The following is a 20,644-nucleotide window of genomic DNA, read 5'->3' as shown; positions in this document are numbered from 1 at the left end:
GTGATTCACATGATTTGAGAGGCGGCACTTTGTCTACGGGTAATTTGGATTTTGATCAGTTCCGGGTATTTCTGGAAAAAGCCTGTGGCATTCTGCTTGGGGAAAACAAGCAGTACCTGGTGTCCAGCCGCCTCAACAAATTGATGGAGCAGCAAAGCATCAAGTCGCTTGGCGAGTTGGTCCAGCGCATTCAGACCCAGCCGCGCAGTGGTTTGCGCGAGCAGGTGGTCGATGCGATGACCACCAACGAAACCCTGTGGTTTCGCGACACCTATCCGTTCGAAGTGTTGAAGAACAAGGTTTTGCCCGAGCAGATCAAGGCCAGTCCTGGTCAGCGTCTGCGCATCTGGTCGGCCGCCTGTTCGTCGGGTCAGGAACCGTATTCGCTGTCGATGTCCATCGATGAGTTCGAGCGAGCCAATCAGGGACAGCTCAAATCGGGCGTGCAGATCGTCGCAACCGATCTGTCGGGCTTGATGCTCAATAACTGCAAGACCGGCGAGTACGACAGCCTGGCCATCGGTCGCGGCCTGTCGCCGGACCGTCTGCAGCGCTTTTTTGACGTAAAAAGTCCGGGCCGCTGGGTGGTCAAGGCGCCGATCAAGAGTCGTGTGGAGTTCCGCTCGTTCAACCTGCTCGACAGCTACGCCTCGCTGGGCAAGTTCGACATCGTTTTCTGCCGTAACGTATTGATCTACTTCTCCGCCGAAGTGAAGAAAGACATCCTGCTGCGCATCCACGGCACGCTCAAGCCAGGCGGCTACCTGTTTCTCGGGGCTTCCGAAGCGCTCAATGGTTTGCCGGATCACTATCAGATGGTTCAGTGCAGCCCCGGGATCATCTACAAGGCCAAGTGACGGTCTGTCAGTGGCCTGTCATGAACAAAGAGACCTTCGGGTCTCTTTTTTTGTGCGCGGTCGAAAATAGCTCTGACCGTCTGCCCATCGGGCTCAGGTTTGCGTACTACTGCCGTTCACCAGTTTTGCAAAAGCCTTGGCGGCGGCGCTCTGGTAGCCGTTTTTACGCCGCAGCAGCGCAACCGTTCGCCCAGGCAGGGCAGGGATCGTCTGGACTTCGCACAACCCGGGCTGCTTGCGAACGATGGCATCGGGAAGAATGGTCGCCATGCGGCCCTGGGCGACGACCTTGAGCAAAATGGCAATCGAGTTCGCTTCCAGGCCAATGATCGGCTTGAAGTTCTGCATCTGGCACCAGGCATCCAGCAGCTGGCGAGTGGCAAATCCGGGGGCCAGCAAGGCGAAGCGAAGCGCTTGCAGGTCCTCAAGTGTCAGCGCGGCCTGCTTCTCGGAGGCAGGTTTGGCCATGACCAGGCACAGTTGTTCATCGAACAGCGGCTGGCTGTCTATCTCGACAGCGTGACTGCCGGCAAAACCGATGGCCAGATCGAGCGCGTCACTGATCAGTGCCTCGGTAATCTGCTCCAGAGGCAGCTCCGTGAGGATGATTGCCACTCCCGGATACAGCGCGCTGAAGCGGTCGATCAGCGGCGCTATCAGGTATTCACTGAAGGTAGGCGTGACGCCGAGGCGCAATTGTCCGCGTGACAGGTCGCTGACATCGTTGAGCGCACGCTTCCCGGCATCCAGCTCAAGCAGGCAGCGACGCGCGTGGTCCAGATACACGCGGCCGGCATCGGTCGGCACGACGCTGCGGCGGGTGCGGTCGAACAGTTGCACACCCAGACTGCTTTCCAGCTGCCTGATCTGTTGCGACAACGCCGGTTGCGAGACATGCAGGGCCTCGGCCGCCCGGGTGAAATTGCCATGGTCGGCGACTGCCAGCAAATAACGTATATGGCGTAACAGCACAGCATCACCATAAGTCAGGGTTATGGCGATGATCATAAATCAGTCTTGGATCTTATGGTGATAGTTGCCGATCCTGTGAGTGATGTGAATTCATTCCGGAGGGTTACCTATGCCGCACAGCAATATTTCCCGAGCGCCGCGCCAGCATCTGACTGAACGTGTGCTGCAGGCCAAGACTGCGAAGAACCTGACCTGGGCGGGACTTGCAGAAGGTACGGGGTTGAGCGTGGTGTATGTCACCGCTGCATTGCTCGGGCAGCACCCTTTGCCGCAGGCGGTGGCCGAGGTGGTCGCCGAGCGTCTCGGACTGGACCGGGACGCGGTCGCCGAACTGCAAACCATCCCGTTGCGCGGCAATGTCGAAGACGTCTCCAGCGACCCGACCATCTACCGCTTCCATGAAATGGTTCAGGTCTACGGCACAACGCTGAAAGCACTGGTGCATGAGCAGTTCGGCGACGGCATCATCAGCGCAATCAACTTCAAGCTCGACATCAAGAAAGTCGACGATCCGGAAGGGGGAGAGCGAGCCGTGATCACCCTCGATGGAAAATTCCTGCCCTACAAACCGTTCTGAGGACGCTGAGATGAGTGATAAAGGAAGACCGCCATTGCCACCCTTCACCCTGGAGACTGCAGTCCAGAAAGTCCGTGGCGCCGAGGATGGCTGGAATTCACGCGATGCGGCGAAAGTCGCACTGGCTTACACCGAAGACACCTACTGGCGTAACCGCAGCGAGTTCGTCAATGGTCGCGCAGAGGCCCAGGCCTTTCTGGAACGCAAGTGGCGTAAGGAACTGGACTACCGGCTGATCAAGGAGCTCTGGGCATTCACCGATAACCGCATCGCCGTGCGCTATGCCTACGAATGGCATGACGACTCCGGCAACTGGTTCCGTTCGTATGGCAATGAAAACTGGGAGTTCGCTGCAAACGGCCTCATGCAACGGCGCTTTGCCTGCATCAATGATTTGCCGATCGCCGAGTCCGAGCGCAAATACCATTGGCCGCTGGGGCGCCGACCGGATGATCACCCGGGGTTGAGCGAGCTTGGCCTCTGATCAATCGTCAAAGGGACCTTCGGGTCTCTTTTTTATTGGGTGTCCGGTTGAGGCAATGATGAAGGGCCACGATTGCCAGGCGGCAAGCCGGTACTGGCAAAAAAACGGCACCCACCTTGCCGCTTTACCCCTCCACAGCGGAAATGCCTTGCCGCTTTTCTGGCATTGCCGCCTCGCCGCCGCCTGTGGACCCTGCAAACATTGGCTTTTACAACATGGCACGCCGATTGCTTTGTCAGTAACAACAGAATCAGGTCAACCGGCAAAGGTTTCCCGAAATGAGCATCAGCTTCGATAAAGCGCTAGGCATACATGAAAAGGCTCTGAACTTCCGGGCTCAGCGTGCAGAGGTGTTGGCCAACAACATCTCCAACGCCGACACCCCGAATTTCAAGGCTCGCGATCTGGACTTCTCTTCGGTGCTGGCTGCCGAAAACGACAAGGTCCAGAACGGTCACTTCGCGCTGAACAAGACCAACAGCCGCCATATCGAAGCCGAGGGCATGGGCAATGACGACGGGACGCTGATGTATCGCACGCCGTCGCAGCCTTCGCTGGACCAGAACACCGTTGATTCCCAGGTCGAGCAGGCCAGCTACACCGAGAACGCCATGGGCTTCCAGGCCAGCTTCACATTGCTCAACAGCAAGTTCAAGGGGCTGGTTGCAGCCCTTCGCGGAGAATAATTCATGTCACTAGCCAATGTGTTCAACATTGCCGGTAGCGCCATGAGTGCCCAGACCACGCGTCTGAACACCACGGCCAGTAACATCGCCAACGCCGAGACCGTGTCTTCGAGCATGGACCAGACCTATCGCGCCCGTCACCCGGTGTTCGCCACCGTGATGCAGGGTCAGCAGTCCACAGGTGGTTCGCTGTTCCAGGACCAGGGCGAAGCCGGGCAGGGTGTTCAGGTCAACGGCATCATCGAAGACAGCTCGAACCTGGAAGCACGTTACGAGCCCAATCATCCTTCCGCTGACAAGGACGGGTATGTCTACTACCCCAACGTCAATGTCGTGGAAGAAATGGCCGACATGATTTCTGCCAGCCGGTCTTTCCAGACCAACGCAGAAATCATGAACACCGCTAAATCCATGATGCAGAAGGTTCTGACCCTCGGTCAGTGATAGAAGGCGAACGTTATGGCCGTTGATAGCACCGCAGCAAACAGCGTTTCATCGACATTTTTGAATACGCTGCAGAATCCGACGCCGACCGCGACGAATTCTACCGGCACGCTGGGCAAGGACTCTTTTCTGCAGTTGCTCGTGACGCAGATGAAGAACCAGAACCCGCTGGATCCACAGGACAACACGCAGTTCGTGGCGCAACTGGCGCAGTTCAGCAGCCTTGAAAGCATGCAGAACCTGACGTCGACGGTGGACACGATCGCCAGCAGCTACAAGTCGTCGCAGGCCTTGCAGGCCTCGTCACTGGTCGGTCGCTCAGTGATCATCGATGCGAGCAGCACCTCGGTCGATACCACCAAAGGCCTGACCGGTTCGATCGTGGTGCCGAGCGAAAGCTCGCTAACGACGGTCAAGGTGTACGACGCGCAATCGAATCTGGTCGACAGTGTCGACCTGGGCACGCAAAAAGCCGGTACCACCAGCTTTGCCTGGGACGGTACGGACTCAAGCGGTACCCAGCTGCCATCGGGCACTTACAGCTTCAAGGCTGAAGGCTCGGTCGAAGGCAAGAACACACAGTTTTCAACTTACCTGCCCGCCACGGTCAACAGTGTCACGCTGGGTGTCAATGGCGCAGAAACAACGCTTAACCTGGCCAGCGGCAGTGTTGCCCTGTCCAAAGTTCAAACTATCGGATTGTAGAGCCGCTACGGCGCAGGAGTGAAACATGTCTTTCAATATCGGCCTTAGTGGGCTCTATGCTGCAAACAAAAGTCTCGACGTTACCGGCAACAACATTGCCAACGTCGCGACAACCGGTTTCAAATCGTCACGTGCCGAGTTCGCTGATCAGTATGCTCAGTCGATTCGCGGTACTTCCGGCAATACCAGCGTCGGCAGTGGTGTGACAACCGCTGCGGTTTCCCAGCAGTTCTCTCAGGGCAGCCTGACCACCGGAACAGCCAACAGTCTGGACCTGGCCATCAATGGCGACGGGTTCTTCATGATGAGCAATAACGGCGAGAAGCTGTATACCCGTGCCGGTGCATTCCACACCGACAAGGAAGGCTACGTCGTCAATAGCAGCAACATGAAGCTGCAGGGTTACAACGTTGACGCCAATGGCGCTGTGGTGACCGGCGCGCTCAGCGATCTGCGTGTGAACGCGTCCAATCTGGAGCCCAAGGCGACGACCACGATCACTAACTCCGCCAACCTGAACTCGACGACTGCGTTGCCGACCGTTGCGACGTTCGATGCGACCGATACCAATAGCTACAACGTCAAGTACAGCACCCCGACTTACGACACTCAGGGTAATGCGCACACCCTGGATCAGTATTTCGTCAAGACCGGCACCAATACCTGGTCGATGTATTCCCTGATGGACGGGCGCAGCATTTCCGATCCGACGTCCACCGCGCCGGACAAGAATGACCTGACATTCGACTCCTCGGGCAATCTGGTGACCACTGCCGGCGGCTCTGTTCCTACCGACAGCGCCAACATCAAGTTCAACGCTGACGGTACATTCGCCGTGAGCAACTGGGTGCCTGGCGTGCAGGTCGGTACTGGCACGACAGCTACCTGGGCAGCCAACGGTGCGACGGGCGCTGCTTCGATCAAGCTGGACATGTCGAGCACTACCCAGACCGCTTCGGTATCCGGTCTGCTCAAGCAGGATCAGAATGGCTACGCCACTGGCCAGCTGAGCGGCATGAACGTTGACTCGAGCGGCAACCTGTTCGCCACTTACACCAACGGCAAGTCGCAGGTGATCGGTCAGACTTCGCTGACCAGCTTTGCCAACGTGCAGGGTCTGGCGCAGGCCGGCGGCACCAACTGGCGTGAAACGTTCGCTTCCGGCGTCCCGGTGAGCGGCGCTCCACAGTCGGGTACGCTGGGTTACATCACCGGTCAGGCGCTGGAAGAATCCAACGTCGACCTGACCATGGAACTGGTTAACCTGATCAAGGCGCAGAGCAACTATCAGGCTAACGCCAAGACCATTTCCACACAAAGCACCATCATGCAGACCACTATTCAGATGACGTAACACGTGTTGTTGGATGCGTGTTGAAAGAGCCCCTGTAAAAAGGGGCTTTTTTATGGGTGTCTGCAAAGTATTTTGTTATGTCTTTTTTAGTACTGAAAGTTACGGATGACTCCCGCATCCTACTTGGAAACTTCCTACGCACGATGATGTGAGAATAAAACTCCTCTATGAATTGCCTGTGCGGCAAGGGAGTTCTCATGTCATTCAATACAGCGATCAGCGGTATTCATGCTGCCAATAAACGACTGGAAGTGGCGGGCAATAATATTGCCAACGTCGGTACCCTGGGGTTCAAGTCGTCTCGTGCGCAGTTTTCTGCTTTATATGCGTCCGCACAGTTGGGGGCCGGACAGCACGCTGTCGGCGATGGCGTACGACTTGCTTCGGTGCAGCAGAATTTCAATCAGGGTGAAACCGTGATCAGTTCCGGCAATGCGCTGGATATGCGTATTCAGGGCAACGGTTTTTTTGTGGTCAGTGATCAGGGTTCGTTGGCCTATACGCGGGCCGGCGCCTTTTTGAAGGATGCTGCCAACTTTGTCGTCGACAGCGATGGCGGGCGCTTGCAGGGTTACGCCGCAAACGACAAGGGCGAGATTGCCAGTGGTATCCGCACGGACCTGCAGATCGATACGTCCAACGTCGGTGCCAGGGCCACGACCACGGTGGCTGAAACTATCAATCTGGATGCCTCGCTGCCTTCGCTCGCCCGCTTGCCGACCTTTGACCCGGCCGACCCCGCGACCTACACACGGGTCGCCACCCGGACCATCCAGGATGTGGGCATCACTCCGGTGCCCGCAGCCGATCATGAGCTCAAGCAGTATTTCGTCAAGACCGAGGCTAATCAATGGTCCATGTATGTGCTGGTGGACGGGCGCAATCCGGTGGATCCCGACAGCGTAGCGCCGTTGCAGGTGAGCCTTGAGCTCAAGCCTGACGGCTCCCTGTCGTACAGCGGCAATGATCAGCACCTGAGCAAAGTCTCGGACACCGAATTTGCCTTGCAGGGTTGGGTACCTGCCACGCAGATCAATGGCGCGTGGGCGGCGAACGGCTCGCTGAACGGCGGGGCTGTTTCGTTGCCGTTGAGCGATGCCGGGACCAGTCTGCTCGACCCGGGCGATACGGTCATGCATCGGCCGGTTCCGCACTTCAATCCCGCAGATCTGAACACTTACAGCAGGATGTTCGGTAACCAGATCTTTGACAGTCAGGGCAACACCCATGAGCTGAAACAGTATTTCGTGAAGGACGGCACCAACAGCTGGCGCATGCACGTGCTGATCGACGATCGAAACCCGCAGAACTCCGCTTCCACCACGCCGCTGACAGCGAATATCGTCTTCGATTCGCATGGCACTGTTGCGTCGTTGACCGGCAGTCCGGGTCTGAGCAGCAGCAATGGCAATCAGCTGAAACTCACGGGCTGGTCGCCGGTGATGGCGGTTGATCCTGGCACCAGTCGTGAGCGCTGGATAGCCAACGGGGCGGCCGGCAGCGCTGACGGCATCACCATCGACTTCACCCATCTGCTTCAGCACAACGCTGCCAGTTCGCGCTCCGCCGCCTACGTGGATGGCCATTCGGCAGGGGAGTTGAAAAGTCTCGACGTTGGCCGGGACGGCATTCTGCGTGCCGGGTTTACCAATGGCATGACTAAAGATATCGGTCAGGTGATGCTCGCCAGTTTCGCCAATCCCCATGGCTTGCAGCCGCGTAGCGATACACGCTGGGCCGCCACCGCTGATTCCGGAGTGGCTGAATATGATGTGCCGGGCGTCGGTACGCTGGGCAGTATCGTCAGTGGCGCGCTGGAGGGTTCGAACGTCGTGCTGGCCGATGAGCTGATTGCGCTGATCCAGGCCCAGACGGCCTATCAGGCCAACTCCAAGGCGATATCCACCGAAGTGACGTTGATGCAGACGCTGATTCAGTCGACCTGATCAGATCGAGCAGTCGGCTTTGATGAAGTGGCCTTTCAAGCGTTTCCAGCCTGGGCCCGGGCTGGCCTGGGCGCAGACGATCCGGCTGTCGCCCTGCCATTTGTAATAGTGGGCGGGATCGGCCTGAGAGAGCAGGGCAAGGGTCATCAGGCTCGCGCTCGCGATACCGATGATGCACGCACGAAAAGGCATGACGGTTCCCGTTCAGGGTTGCGGTGTCGGCAAGGTTATCACTGTCGATCCGGTTCTCGGCGCAGTTCGATGAAGTTTTTTTGGCGGTGTTTCCGGTCTGGCAAGCGGCAGGCGGCAGTCCACCGCCGCTATTGGCTGACGCGCGCTCCTCAGGCCGTCGGCGAATGCCGGTTTTTACTGGCTAATCAGGCATTTGTATCGAGCCTGACAAGTTGGTTCAAAAATTGCTTTAACCCTTTCAGAACAGCTACAGGCGGCAAGCGTCTGTCGGAGGAGGAAGACTGTGGACAAGTTGCTTTACGTCGCAATGAGCGGTGCATCCGAAAACGCGATCGCGCAAAAGGCTCATGCCAACAACCTGGCAAACGTCTCGACCAACGGTTTCATGCGTGACCTTGAACAGGCCCGCTCGATGCCGGTGTTTGGCGAGGTCATGCCATCGCGTGCCTACGCCATGAGCGAGCGTCCCGGGACCGACTTTTCCGCCGGCGCCATGGTGCAGACCGGTCGTGAGCTGGACATCGCTGTCAAGGGTGATGGCTGGATCGCGGTGCAGACGCCTGACGGCGGTGAAGCCTACACCCGCAGTTCCGGCATGAACATCGATGCCCTGGGCGTGTTGCGCGACGGCAGCGGTTTGCCGGTTATGGGCAACGGCGGTCCGATTGCCGTGCCGCCTCAGCAGCAGATCGAGATCGGCGCCGACGGCACGATCAGCATTCGTTCGCTGGGCGAGAGTCCGCAGGTGATGGCGCAGGTCGACCGCATCAAACTGGTCAGGCCTGACCTGAAGACCATGGAGAAGGGCCCTGACGGTCTGATCCATACCAAGACCGGCCGGCCTGCCGACGCAGATGCCACCGTTCAGGTCGAGTCCGGCTTTCTGCAGGCGAGCAACGTCAATGCGGTCGAGGAAATGACCTCGGTACTGGCCTTGTCCCGTCAATTCGAATTGCACGTCAAGATGATGAAGACCGCCGAAGAAGACGATCAGTCTATGGCTCGCGTCTTGCAACTTGGCTAATCAATGACAGCTTGCGCCGACAAACCGGCGCTCGAGGAGAACACACATGCTTCCTGCTCTATACGTCGCCAAAACCGGCCTTGCCGCTCAGGATACCAACCTGACCACCATCTCCAACAACCTGGCGAACGTCTCGACCACCGGTTTCAAAAGTGACCGGGCCGAGTTCCAGGACCTGCTGTATCAGATCAAACGCCAGCCGGGTGCCCAGTCCACTCAGGACAGCGAACTGCCTTCCGGCCTGCAACTGGGTACCGGTGTGCGCATTGTCGGCACGCAGAAGAACTTCACTGCCGGTAGCCTGCAGACCACCAACAACCCGCTGGACCTGGCGGTCAACGGTCGTGGTTTCTTTCAGGTGACCCAGCCGGACGGCACCATTGCCTACAGCCGTGACGGTACGTTCCACCTCGACGCCAACGGCCAGATCGTCACGGCCAACGGTTATGCCCTTGAGCCTGCGATTGTCGTTCCGCAGAACGCCCAGACCTTCACGGTCGGTCAGGACGGTACTGTTTCCGTCACGCTGGCAGGCGCAACCGCTACGCCGCAGATCATCGGCAATATCCAGACCGCCGACTTCATCAACCCGGCCGGCCTGCAGGCCATCGGTGGCAACCTGTACCTGGAAACCGGTTCGAGCGGCGCGCCGCAGATCGGCACCCCTGGCCTTAACGGCCTGGGTCCGACCCTGCAGAACACCCTGGAAAACTCCAACGTCAGCACCGTTGAGGAACTGGTCAACATGATCACTACCCAGCGCGCCTACGAGATGAACTCCAAAGTGATCTCGACCGCTGACCAGATGCTGCAAAACCTGACGCAGAACCTGTAAGGCCTTGATGTCGCTGCTCGTAGAACCGCTCAATCCGATGGGGCGCCTGATAAGCGCCTGTTACACCGCGAGGTTTCAAGTGTCATGAACCGCCTTAGTGTTCCGCGTTTTTCAGTGTTGATCGCTTCATTGTGCGGGATCACCCTGCTGTCCGGCTGTGTTGCGCCGACGGCCAAGCCCAATGACCCTTATTACGCTCCGGTGTTGCCGCGTACGCCCATGTCGGCGGCTGCCAACAATGGCGCCATCTATCAGGCCGGTTTCGAGCAGAACCTGTACGGCGACCGCAAGGCCTTCCGTATTGGCGACATCATTACCATCACGCTCTCCGAGCGTATGGCGGCGAGCAAGGCGGCCACTTCGGCAATGTCCAAGGACAGCACCAACAGCATTGGTCTGACCTCGCTGTTCGGTTCGGGTCTGACCACCAACAACCCGATTGGCGGCAACGACCTGAGTCTGAATGCCGGTTACAACGGTGCGCGGACCACCAAGGGTGATGGCAAGGCTGCACAGAGCAACAGTCTGACCGGTTCGGTCACCGTGACGGTTGCGGATGTGCTGCCCAACGGCATTCTGGCGGTACGTGGTGAAAAGTGGATGACCCTCAATACCGGTGATGAACTGGTGCGGATTGCCGGCCTGGTCCGGGCTGACGATATCGCCACCGACAACACTGTGTCGTCCACCCGTATCGCTGATGCACGTATTACCTATTCGGGGACCGGAGCCTTTGCCGATACCAGCCAGCCAGGCTGGTTCGACCGGTTCTTCCTCAGCCCGTTGTTCCCTTTCTGATAGCGGGATAGACATGATCAAGCTCAAGCAACTGATAGCGGCGACCTTGTTGTTGTCCACAGCGTTCGGCGTCCACGCCGAGCGTCTGAAGGACATCGCGAGCATCTCTGGCGTACGGGCCAACCAGTTGATCGGTTACGGTCTGGTCGTGGGTCTCAATGGTACAGGTGACCAGACCACCCAGACCCCGTTCACCCTGCAGACCTTCAACAACATGCTGTCGCAGTTCGGCATCAAGGTGCCGTCGGGTTCGGGCACCGTGCAGCTGAAAAACGTCGCGGCGGTCGCTGTGTATGCGGATCTGCCTGCCTTCGCCAAGCCGGGGCAGACGGTCGATATCACCGTTTCCTCGATCGGTAACTCCAAGAGTCTGCGCGGCGGTGCGCTGTTGATGACACCGATGAAAGGTGTCGACGGCAACGTTTACGCCATCGCTCAAGGCAACCTGGTGGTCGGTGGTTTCGATGCGGAAGGCCGTGACGGTTCGAAGATTACCGTCAACGTCCCGTCGTCGGGACGCATTCCTGGCGGCGCTTCGGTCGAGCGCTCGGTGCCGAGCGGCTTCAATCAGGGCAATACCCTGACCCTGAACCTGAACCGTTCCGACTTCACTACGGCCAAGCGGATAGTCGACAAGATCAACGAATTGTTGGGCCCGGGCGTCGCTCAGGCCTTGGACGGTGGTTCGGTGCGTGTGACCGCGCCGCTTGATCCGGGTCAGCGTGTCGACTACCTGTCGATTCTGGAAAACCTGGAAGTCGATCCCGGCCAGACCGCTGCCAAGGTCATCATCAATTCGCGTACCGGCACGATTGTCATCGGCCAGAACGTCAAGGTGTCGCCTGCTGCCGTAACCCACGGCAGCCTGACCGTGACCATCACCGAAGACCCGATCGTCAGCCAGCCGGGCGCATTGTCCGGCGGTCAGACTGCGGTAGTGCCTCGCTCGCGGGTCAATGCCCAGCAGGAGCTGCACCCGATGTTCAAGTTCGGTCCAGGCACCACGCTGGATGAGATCGTTCGCGCGGTCAATCAGGTGGGCGCTGCGCCCGGTGACCTGATGGCCATTCTCGAAGCGCTTAAACAGGCCGGCGCGTTGCAAGCCGACCTGATCGTGATCTGAGGATTCGAGCATGGATATGCCCAAGAGCGGAATTTCGTCAGCGGTCGACTCGGGTGCGTACACCGACGTCAACCGTCTGGCGTCGCTGAAGCATGGCGACAAGGACAGTGTGGAAAACCAGAAGAAAGTGGCCCGCGAGTTCGAGTCGCTGTTCGTCAGCCAGATGCTCAAGGCCATGCGCTCGGCCAACGAAGTGCTGGCCAAGGACAATCCGATGAACACCCCTGCCACGCGGCAGTATCAGGATATGTATGACCAGCAGCTGGCGGTTACACTCTCCACGCGTGGCAACGGTATCGGTCTGCAGGATGTGCTGATGCGCCAATTGTCGAAAGACAAGGGGATAAACCATGCCGCGCCGGTCAATACGACCGACGCTGCAACGGCCGCTACTGACGCTGCGCCGGCCAAGACCGGTCTGGCGACCAGTGTCTACCAGCGTCCATTGTGGGCCACGCGCTCGGCGGCTGCCGATCAGGCGGCGGCTGCGGCATCGGCGTCCGGAGAAGGGCGCAATGACATGGCGCTGCTCAACGCCCGCCGTCTGTCCCTGCCCGCCAAGCTCACCGATCGTCTGCTGGCTGGCATCGTGCCGTCCGCTACAACCGCCGTCAGCAACAGCCCGGTACCCGCTCGCGCGACAGCCGGCAGCACAGGCAACAACGGCGACTGGACACTCGATCCGAACCTGGCGCCAGCGCCCGAGTACGTGCGTTCCATGGCCCAGCCACCGCTGGCACCGGCCAAGCGTGCGTTCAGCAACGCCGATCAGTTCGTCGAAACCATGCTGCCATTGGCCAAGGAAGCCGCAGCACGTATCGGCGTTGACCCGGTCATGCTGGTGGCGCAGGCGGCACTGGAAACCGGTTGGGGCAAATCGATCATGCGTCAGCAGGACGGCAGCAGCAGTTACAACCTGTTCGGCATCAAGGCGGCAGGCAGCTGGAAGGGTGCCGAAGCGCGCGCGATCACCAGCGAGTTCCGCGACGGCAAGATGGTCAAGGAAACCGCGGACTTCCGTTCCTACGATTCCTATGCCGACAGCTTCCACGACCTGGTCAGTCTGTTGCAGAACAACAGTCGCTATAAAGAAGTGGTCAATTCGGCCGATAAACCGGAACAGTTTGTAAAAGAATTGCAGAAAGCCGGTTACGCCACTGACCCGGACTATGCCAGCAAGATTTCGCAGATTGCCAAGCAGATGAAGAGTTACCAGACTTACGCCGCTGCAGCGGGCTCTTCCACGACTTTATAAGGTTTGACTCATGTCGCTGATTTCAATTGGGCTCTCAGGTATCAATGCCAGCAGTGCCGCGATCAACACCATCGGTAACAACACGGCCAACGTGGATACCGCGGGTTACTCGCGTCAGCAGGTGCTGACCACGGCTTCGGCGCAGATCGCTCTTGGTCAGGGTGTGGGCTACATCGGTACCGGCACCACGCTGTCCGACGTACGTCGCATCTACAACAGCTATCTGGACACCCAATTGCAATCGAGCACCGCCCTCAGCGCGGATGCAGTGGCTTATTCCGGTCAGGCCAGCAAGACCGATACATTGCTGTCCGACAGTGCGACGGGGATCTCCGTGCAGCTGGCGGATTTCTTCACCAAGATGCAGGGCATCGCCACCAGCGCCACGCAGTCGGCAGAACGCTCGTCGTTCCTGACCCAGGCTGGCGCGTTGAGCGCACGCTTCAACTCGGTGTCGTCGCAGTTGTCCACGCAGAACGATAACGTCAACACGCAGCTCAACACCTTCACCAAACAGGTCAACGAACTGACCACCACGCTGGCGAGCCTGAACAAGCAGATTACACAAGCGTCGGCGGGCAATGCCACGCCTAACACCCTGCTTGACTCGCGCAGTGAAGCGGTTCGTCAGCTCAACGAGCTGGTTGGCGTGAAAGTGGTCGAGAACAACGGCAACTTCGACATTTATACCGGCACCGGACAATCGCTGGTCAGTGGCGGCACGTCCTACAAGATGTCGGCCAGCCCGAGCCCGTCCGATCCGTTGCAGTACAACGTGCAGATTGCCTACGGCCAGACCCAGACCGATGTGACCTCGGTGCTTACTGGCGGCTCGATTGGTGGTCTGTTGCGTTATCGCAACGAAGTGCTGGTGCCCGCGACCAATGAACTGGGCCGTACCGCGATGGTGCTGTCCGATCAGGTCAACAGCCAGATGAGCCAGGGTATCGACAGCAAGGGCAACTTCGGTTCGAACCTGTTCTCCAGCATCAACAGTGCGGATGCCATCACCCAGCGCAGCGTCGGCAAAACCACCAACAGTGTCGGCTCCGGCAACCTCAACGTGACGATCGGCGACACCAGCAAGCTGACCGCCAACGATTATGAAGTGACGTTCAGCGATTCATCGAATTTCAGCGTGCGCCGTCTGCCCAATGGCGAGAGCGTGGGTGCCGGTTCGCTGGCTGACAATCCGCCAAAGCAGTTCGATGGCTTCAGTGTGAGCCTCAACGGCAATACGCTGGCCGCCGGTGACAGTTTCAAGGTCATCCCTACCCGTACTGGCGCCTCGGGGATTTCGGTGGTGCTGACCGATGCCAAGGACATTGCAGCTGCCGCGCCGTTGACGGCAACCGCGGGTAGCAGCAACTCCGGCACCGGCGGCTTCACTCAGCCGGTGCTGAACACCAAGTCCGATATCTACGACAGCACCCAGACCGCTGACCTGCGCAATGCGCTCAAAGACTCCACCCCGATGAAACTGGTAATGGGTGCGGTCAGCAGCACCGGCGTGCAGAGTTATACCCTGATCAATGCGAGTGGCGGGGCGGTGCTTGACCAGAATGGCAACGCCGTCAGTGGTTCGATCATTCAGGGTCAGGCCAACACCGTCAAATTGAACGTTGGCTATACCGACACCACGACAACGCCGAGCAGCAAAACCGCTTTTGAACTGCAAATGACCATTTCCGGCTCGCCGGTTGCCAATGACACGTTCAGCATCGGCATGACCGGCGGCGGCTCGTCCGATAACCGCAATGCGTTGGCGGTGGTCGGCCTGCAGACTGCCAAGACTGTCGGCGTCGTCAACGGTGGTGTGGGTACCAGCCTGTCCGGTTCGTATGCAGATACGGTGTCTGTTGTGGGTACGCTGGCGAGCCAGAGCAAGAACGATGTGACCGCCACAGCGGCCGTTGTCAGCCAGGCGAAGTCGTCACGCGATTCGGTCTCGGGTGTATCGCTCGATGAAGAAGCGTCCAACCTGATCAAGTACCAGCAGTACTACACCGCCTCTTCGCAGATCATCAAGGCGGCACAAACCATTTTCAGCACGCTGATCAACAGTCTTTAAGGAATCGTGAGCCATGCGTATCTCGACTACCCAGTTCTTCGAATCCACGAACACCAATTATCAGCGTAACTATTCGAACCTGAACAAGACCAGCGAAGAGGTTTCCAGCGGCATCAAGCTCAATACTGCGGGCGATGATCCGGTGGGTGCGGCGCGCGTACTGCAACTGACCCAGCAGAACTCCATGCTGACCCAGTACGAAACCAATATCGGCACGATCAATACCAATGCGGTGACCACCGAAACGACGCTGACCAGCATCATCGACACGATGCAGGCCGCGCGTGAGCAGATCGTCTCTGCAGGCAGTGGCGCCTTTACCGACTCGGACCGGCTCGCCAAGGCTTCGGCCCTCAAGCAGTACCAGAGTCAGATTCTGGGCCTGATGAACAGCCAGGACCCGAACGGTCAGTACATATTTTCCGGTTCCAAGGCCTCTACGCCACCGTACTCGCTGAACGCCGACGGCTCCTACAGCTACAAGGGCGATCAGACCAGCGTCAATCTGGCGGTAGGCGATGGTCTGGTGATGGCCAGCAACACGTCAGGTTTCGAGGCCTTCGAACAGTCGGTCAACACAACCCGTACGTCTGCCACACTGCTCTCGCCTGCAACCGATGACGGCAAGATCGGCCTCAGCAGTGGCCTGGTGACGTCCACTCCGACCTATAACGCCAGCTACCAGGCCGGTGAGCCCTACACGCTGACCTTTCTCAGCGGTACGCAGTTCAAGATCACTGACGCCAGTGGCACTGACGTGAGTTCCGATACGTCGTCTGGCGGCAAGTTTTCCCACGGCTCGTTCGATGCCCAGACGTTCACCTTCCGCGGCGTGGAAATGACCCTCAACGTCAACCTGCCAGCCGCTGACCGGGTTTCGGACGCTACCGCAGATGCGGCGCTGGCCAATCGCAGCTACCAGTTGGCGTCGACACCGGACAGTGTTTCCACCTCGCGCAGCGCCGGCAATACGTCAACGGCGACCGTCAGTAGCTCTGTCGTGGGCAATACCGCTGCGGACCGGACTGCTTTCAACAATACCTTCCCGACAGACGGCGCAATCCTCAAGTTCACCAGCCCGACCGATTACGACCTGTACGCCGCGCCACTGACCAGCAGCAGCAAGCCAGTGTCCAGTGGCACCATGACTGGTTCGACGGCCAATGCTTCAGGGGTGAACTTCAATATCAGCGGCACGCCGGCTGCCGGCGACCAGTTCATCGTCGAGTCTGGCACGCACCAGACCGAGAACATTCTCAATACGCTGACAGCGGCGATCAAAGCCCTGTCGACGCCCACCGATGGCAACCTGGTGGCCTCGCAGAATATGACGGCAGCGCTGAACTCTGCGCTGGGCAACATGAGCAGCGCCATCGAGCAGGCCTCTACGGCACGCTCAAACGGCGGTGCGCGTCAGCTGGCGGCAACCGCCCAAGGCACGACCAACGATCTGCTCAAAGGCAACAACACCACTGAGCAAGGCACTTACGTAAACGCCGACATCGTCGAGGCGACCACCCGCCTGACATTACAGAAAACCATGCTGGACGCTTCTCAGCAGGTGTTTACCATGCTATCCAAGTTGAACCTGTTCAGTCAGCTTTGAGTTCTGACGTTGAGCATCCGCCGTCTTTTTTCAGCGGTGAGGGGGGCCACTCGACTGATGGGTCCCCAGCCGCTCGCGAGTCAGTCATAGTGAATTCAGTCCCCCTCGTCAGTATCGTCATTCCCGCCTTCAATCCGCGTTTTTTCCGCGCAGCGCTGCAAAGTGCGCTCGACCAGGTCTACGACAATCTCGAAATCATCGTCTGTGACGATTGCCGTAGCGACGAGATCAAGGCGATTTTCGACGAACTGGTGGCTCCCGACAGCGACCGGGCCCGTTACCTGCGCAATCCTCAGCGCCTGGGGTTTCAGGGCAACCTGCTCAAGGGGCTGGAGCAGGCGAGCGGCGAGTACATCAAGTTTCTCTGTGATGACGACCGCCTCTATAACTACTGCATTGCGCATCAGGCGCAAACCCTTGATACCTACCAGGACGTCCAACTCGTCGTCAGCAAGCGCCATCTGGTGGATGTCGATGATTATGTCTTGCCGGCCCGCATGGAAAACGTCGGCCTCGTGCCCTACGACGCCGTGTTCAAGGGCGAGGACATGCTGGCGATTTTCGAGCGCACGCCGCGCAATTATCTGGGCGGTTTCAGTGGCGCGCTGATGCGTCGCGCCGATGTCCAGGAATACCTGCCGTCCATTGCGCTGCCGCAGGGTTTCGTTGCGCTGCTGGATTTCACGTTGTTTATCTGCCTGCTGCGACGCGGCAATCTCGTGGTGCTGCACAGCATCCAGAGCACCGAACGCCTGCACCCGGGGCGCTTCAGCAGTCAGGGCGATATGCACCAGAAAGCCACCACCGAATGGGGCTGGCTGAACGAAATGCTCAAGGCGCGTAGCGGCGAAGACGCACCGGCTCAGGGCTGGGTGCGTTTTCTGCCTCTGCGCCGCGCGCACGAAGAGCCGCGCGAGTGGGATGAGGTCGGCCTTTACGGGGTGATGGCTGGTCGCCAGGGCATCATGATGAGCCGCGTTGGCAGCAGCAGTGACAGCTATGCAGAGCTTTACGCCGAATGGCTGTCCTGCCGCCGGTTTTCCGAGCCGCAAAAAAAGCTGCTGGAACAGCGCATTGTCAGTTGGGCCTGGCAGCCACGTATCGTGCCGGTGATCATCGATGCGGATGGCGATGCCGAGGCCCTCGATATCACCTTGCGCAGCCTGGCCGAACAGGACTATGCCGCAGACTCGGTGGTGGTGCTGACCAACGCCAGTGTCGACGACCCTCAGGTGCTGCGTTTTTCTCTGCAGCCGGACTGGGCTCGGCAACTGAACGAAGTATTGCCACTGCTGGACAGTGCCGACTGGGTCTACCTGTTGCGCGCTGGTGACCGGCTGACGCAGCCAGCGCTGCTGATTCTGGCCGAGCGTATCGCCCAGATCCCCGGGCTGCTGTGTGTCTACAGCGACGAAGGCGCGCTGGTCGAGGACGAGTCCAGAGAGCCGATTTTCAAACCCGGCTTCAACCTGGACCTGCTGCGTGCCTACCCTTATGTCGGGCGCACGCTGGCGTTCGAACGTCGAAATCTGCTCGACATGGGCGGTTTCGATCCGGCCTTCGATGAACTCGCCCCGCACGATGTGATCTGGCGTCTGGTCGAAGGGGCCGGGCCGCAGAGCATCGAGCACATTGCCGAAGTTCAGGTCGAGTCGCGTCTGGCGTTCGCGGACTGGCTGTCGCTGCCTGGTGTTATCGAGCACAGCGAGCCTCTGGTTGCAGCCCACCTGTCACGGATCGGCAGAGAACACGTGATTCATCACGATCAGTTGCCGTTGCTCAATCGCATCGAGTACGTTCACCCATCACTGCCTCTGGTCTCGATCATCATCACCGCCAGGGATCAACTGGGCGCCCTGGAGCGCTGCATAGACAGTCTGCTCAGCAACACCACCTACCCGAATTACGAAGTCCTGATCGTCGACAACGCCAGCGAAAGCGCCGAAGCGCGGGCATGGTTCACGGCGATGAGTGAGCTGGGCAGCGACAAGTTGCGGATTTTTTCCCTGTCCGCAACAGGCAGCGAGGCAGCCGCCCAGAATCATGCCGCCGGTCAGGCGCGTGGCGATTATCTGCTGATGCTCAGCGCCTATGCGCTGATCCATCAGGCGGACTGGCTGCAGGGGCTGATGCACCATGCCCAGCGCCCCGAGGTCGGGATCGTCGGTCCACGTATCCTCAATCCACAAGGCAATATTCTGTACGCAGGCATGGTCATGGGCATGGATGGTCTGGCCGGTCGGCCGTTCATCAATTTCCCTGCAGGTGCCAGTGGCTACATGCAGCGCCTGCAATTGACCCAGAACTGGAGTGCGGTCAGCGGCAATTGCCTGATGGTGCGCAAGGACGTGTTCGACGCCGTCGGCGCACTGGAGGCGGCGACCTTCACGCAGGGGCTGCAGGATCTGGACCTGTGCATGCGTGTCGGGCACGAGGGTTACCTGATCGTCGGTACCCCGGATTCATCGCTGGTACTGGCCGAGCCTGCTGCCGCCGAACGTAACGAGACGTCTCGTCAGGTACTCGACAACGAGCAGAAATCATTCTTCCAGAAGTGGCTGCCGAAGATGGCCAGGGATCAGGCCTACAACCCCAACCTGTACCTCAACGAGGCGCTGTCGTTCACCCTGGACCCTGGTCTGCTGGCGGGCTGGAGCCCGTTCTGCACCCGGCATCTGCCGTCCATTTTCGGTATGGCGGTCAACTCCTCGGCGGTGGGTCACTACCGGGTCAGCCAGCCACTCCTGGAGTTGATGGCGGCCGGGCGGGTGGTTGGCCGGATGACTTACGAGACCGCAACGCCGGTCGAAATAGAGCGCCAGTCGCCAGATGTCATCGTTTTCCAGGGGCGTTACACAGAAGCCAAGGTCCCGGACATCGAGCTGGCAAAGAACTACTCCAATGCCATGCGTATTTTCGAGCTTGATGACTACATCGCCGATGTCCCCGAGCGCAACGAGCACAAGCGCAACATGCCGGACAACATCGGCGCCATGCTGCGCAAGGGTATAGGCCTGTGTGACCGTGTGGTGGTATCGACTCACCCGCTGGCCGAGGCGCTGTCGAGCATGCACAGCGACATTCGCGTCGTGCCGAACATGCTGGCGACCCACTTGTGGAGTAACCTCAGGACCCAGCGTCGCAGCTCGGACAAGCCGCGTATCGGCTGGGGCGGCGGCACCAGCCATCGGGGGGACCTGGAGCTGATTGCCGATGTGGTGCGCGAACTGGCTGATGAAGTCGAGTGGGTGTTCTTCGGCATGTGCCCGGATCTGCTCAAGCCCTACATCCATGAGTTCCATCCAGGGGTCAGCCTGAAAACCTACCCGGCCAAGCTCGCCAGCCTGAACCTTGATCTGGCCTTGGCACCGCTGGAATTCCATATTTTCAATGACTGCAAAAGCAACCTCAGGTTGCTGGAGTACGGCGCCTGCGGCTATCCGGTGATCTGTTCCGACACCGAGGCGTATCGCGGCCATCTGCCGGCGACCCGGGTGTACACCAACAGCTCCGAAGAATGGTTGCAGGCGATCCGCATGCACTTGTCCGACCCCAATGCCAGCTACCGCATGGGCGACGAGTTGCGCGAGACAGTACTGCGTGACTTCATGTTGCGCGGCGAAAACCTGCAGTATTGGGCCAACGGCTGGTTGCCGGACTGATCCGATCCGTTTGAACACGCACCAGCGGGTTGCCCGCTGGCACGGTCACGCTA

Annotated in this window: 18 protein-coding genes; 16 read left to right on the top strand and 2 right to left on the bottom strand. The window is 59.2% G+C overall.

Features of this window, described 5'->3' with window-relative positions:
* Nucleotides 1-29: 29 nt before the first annotated feature.
* Complete coding sequence (cheR, locus tag AC54XV_RS17920; protein WP_003347319.1) at nt 30-857, top strand: protein-glutamate O-methyltransferase CheR; 828 nt, start codon at nt 30-32, stop codon at nt 855-857.
* 93 nt (nt 858-950) lie between these two features.
* Here cheR and cynR read toward each other — a convergent pair whose 3' ends face one another.
* Nucleotides 951-1,865 carry a transcriptional regulator CynR gene (gene cynR / locus AC54XV_RS17915; RefSeq protein ID WP_054091707.1) on the bottom strand — a complete coding sequence of 305 codons (915 nt, stop codon included), beginning with the start codon at nt 1,863-1,865 and terminating at the stop codon, nt 951-953.
* A gap of 73 nt (nt 1,866-1,938) precedes the next feature.
* Here cynR and cynS point away from each other — a divergent pair, with 73 nt between their 5' ends.
* The 7 genes from cynS (at nt 1,939) to AC54XV_RS17880 (ending at nt 8,025) form a co-directional block, all read left to right on the top strand.
* Nucleotides 1,939-2,406 carry a cyanase gene (cynS, locus tag AC54XV_RS17910; protein ID WP_003404332.1) on the top strand — a complete coding sequence of 156 codons (468 nt, stop codon included), beginning with the start codon at nt 1,939-1,941 and terminating at the stop codon, nt 2,404-2,406.
* A gap of 10 nt (nt 2,407-2,416) precedes the next feature.
* On the top strand, nt 2,417-2,890 hold the full coding sequence (locus AC54XV_RS17905; RefSeq protein ID WP_004416966.1) for a nuclear transport factor 2 family protein: 474 nt from the start codon (nt 2,417-2,419) through the stop codon (nt 2,888-2,890).
* A gap of 278 nt (nt 2,891-3,168) precedes the next feature.
* Nucleotides 3,169-3,576 (top strand): flagellar basal body rod protein FlgB, encoded by a 408-nt coding sequence (gene flgB, locus AC54XV_RS17900; protein WP_003370068.1) that lies wholly within the window; start codon nt 3,169-3,171, stop codon nt 3,574-3,576.
* A gap of 3 nt (nt 3,577-3,579) precedes the next feature.
* Entirely contained in the window at nt 3,580-4,020 is a 441-nt protein-coding gene (flgC, locus tag AC54XV_RS17895; RefSeq protein WP_002554316.1) for a flagellar basal body rod protein FlgC, read from the top strand.
* Nucleotides 4,021-4,035: 15 nt separating this feature from the next.
* Nucleotides 4,036-4,725 (top strand): flagellar hook assembly protein FlgD, encoded by a 690-nt coding sequence (flgD, locus tag AC54XV_RS17890; RefSeq protein ID WP_003404333.1) that lies wholly within the window; start codon nt 4,036-4,038, stop codon nt 4,723-4,725.
* 25 nt (nt 4,726-4,750) lie between these two features.
* On the top strand, nt 4,751-6,079 hold the full coding sequence (gene flgE, locus AC54XV_RS17885) for a flagellar hook protein FlgE (RefSeq protein ID WP_003404334.1): 1,329 nt from the start codon (nt 4,751-4,753) through the stop codon (nt 6,077-6,079).
* A 197-nt stretch (nt 6,080-6,276) separates the two neighbouring features.
* Nucleotides 6,277-8,025, top strand: a complete 1,749-nt coding sequence (locus tag AC54XV_RS17880; RefSeq protein WP_003404337.1) for a flagellar hook-basal body complex protein — start codon at nt 6,277-6,279, stop codon at nt 8,023-8,025.
* Here AC54XV_RS17880 and AC54XV_RS17875 read toward each other — a convergent pair whose 3' ends face one another.
* The gene (locus AC54XV_RS17875; RefSeq protein WP_024639345.1) at nt 8,026-8,217 is read right to left on the bottom strand and encodes a hypothetical protein; all 192 of its coding nucleotides are present in this window, start codon (nt 8,215-8,217) and stop codon (nt 8,026-8,028) included.
* 283 nt (nt 8,218-8,500) lie between these two features.
* On the opposite strand from AC54XV_RS17875, the gene AC54XV_RS17870 reads away from it, so the two are divergent.
* The 8 genes from AC54XV_RS17870 to AC54XV_RS17835 all read left to right on the top strand — a co-directional run bounded on the left by AC54XV_RS17870 (nt 8,501) and on the right by AC54XV_RS17835 (nt 20,591).
* Nucleotides 8,501-9,241: a flagellar basal body rod protein FlgF gene (locus tag AC54XV_RS17870; protein WP_003316785.1), complete on the top strand. Its 741-nt coding sequence runs from the start codon at nt 8,501-8,503 to the stop codon at nt 9,239-9,241.
* 46 nt (nt 9,242-9,287) lie between these two features.
* Nucleotides 9,288-10,076 (top strand): flagellar basal-body rod protein FlgG, encoded by a 789-nt coding sequence (flgG, locus tag AC54XV_RS17865; RefSeq protein ID WP_003412455.1) that lies wholly within the window; start codon nt 9,288-9,290, stop codon nt 10,074-10,076.
* An 84-nt stretch (nt 10,077-10,160) separates the two neighbouring features.
* Nucleotides 10,161-10,874: a flagellar basal body L-ring protein FlgH gene (gene flgH / locus AC54XV_RS17860; protein WP_011268457.1), complete on the top strand. Its 714-nt coding sequence runs from the start codon at nt 10,161-10,163 to the stop codon at nt 10,872-10,874.
* A 13-nt stretch (nt 10,875-10,887) separates the two neighbouring features.
* Nucleotides 10,888-11,997 (top strand): flagellar basal body P-ring protein FlgI, encoded by a 1,110-nt coding sequence (locus AC54XV_RS17855; protein ID WP_003404340.1) that lies wholly within the window; start codon nt 10,888-10,890, stop codon nt 11,995-11,997.
* Between the two features lie 10 nt (nt 11,998-12,007).
* On the top strand, nt 12,008-13,252 hold the full coding sequence (flgJ, locus tag AC54XV_RS17850) for a flagellar assembly peptidoglycan hydrolase FlgJ (protein WP_024639346.1): 1,245 nt from the start codon (nt 12,008-12,010) through the stop codon (nt 13,250-13,252).
* Between the two features lie 10 nt (nt 13,253-13,262).
* Complete coding sequence (flgK, locus tag AC54XV_RS17845) at nt 13,263-15,323, top strand: flagellar hook-associated protein FlgK (RefSeq protein WP_003404346.1); 2,061 nt, start codon at nt 13,263-13,265, stop codon at nt 15,321-15,323.
* Between the two features lie 13 nt (nt 15,324-15,336).
* On the top strand, nt 15,337-16,929 hold the full coding sequence (locus AC54XV_RS17840) for a flagellar hook-associated protein 3 (protein WP_003404348.1): 1,593 nt from the start codon (nt 15,337-15,339) through the stop codon (nt 16,927-16,929).
* A gap of 89 nt (nt 16,930-17,018) precedes the next feature.
* Nucleotides 17,019-20,591 carry a glycosyltransferase gene (locus AC54XV_RS17835; protein ID WP_104652490.1) on the top strand — a complete coding sequence of 1,191 codons (3,573 nt, stop codon included), beginning with the start codon at nt 17,019-17,021 and terminating at the stop codon, nt 20,589-20,591.
* The last annotated feature ends 53 nt before the right edge of the window (nt 20,592-20,644 follow it).

The organism is Pseudomonas fragariae (ex Marin et al. 2024) (assembly GCF_059621105.1).
Note: the sequence above shows the minus strand (reverse complement) of the source record. Positions and strands in the feature narration are given on the sequence as shown.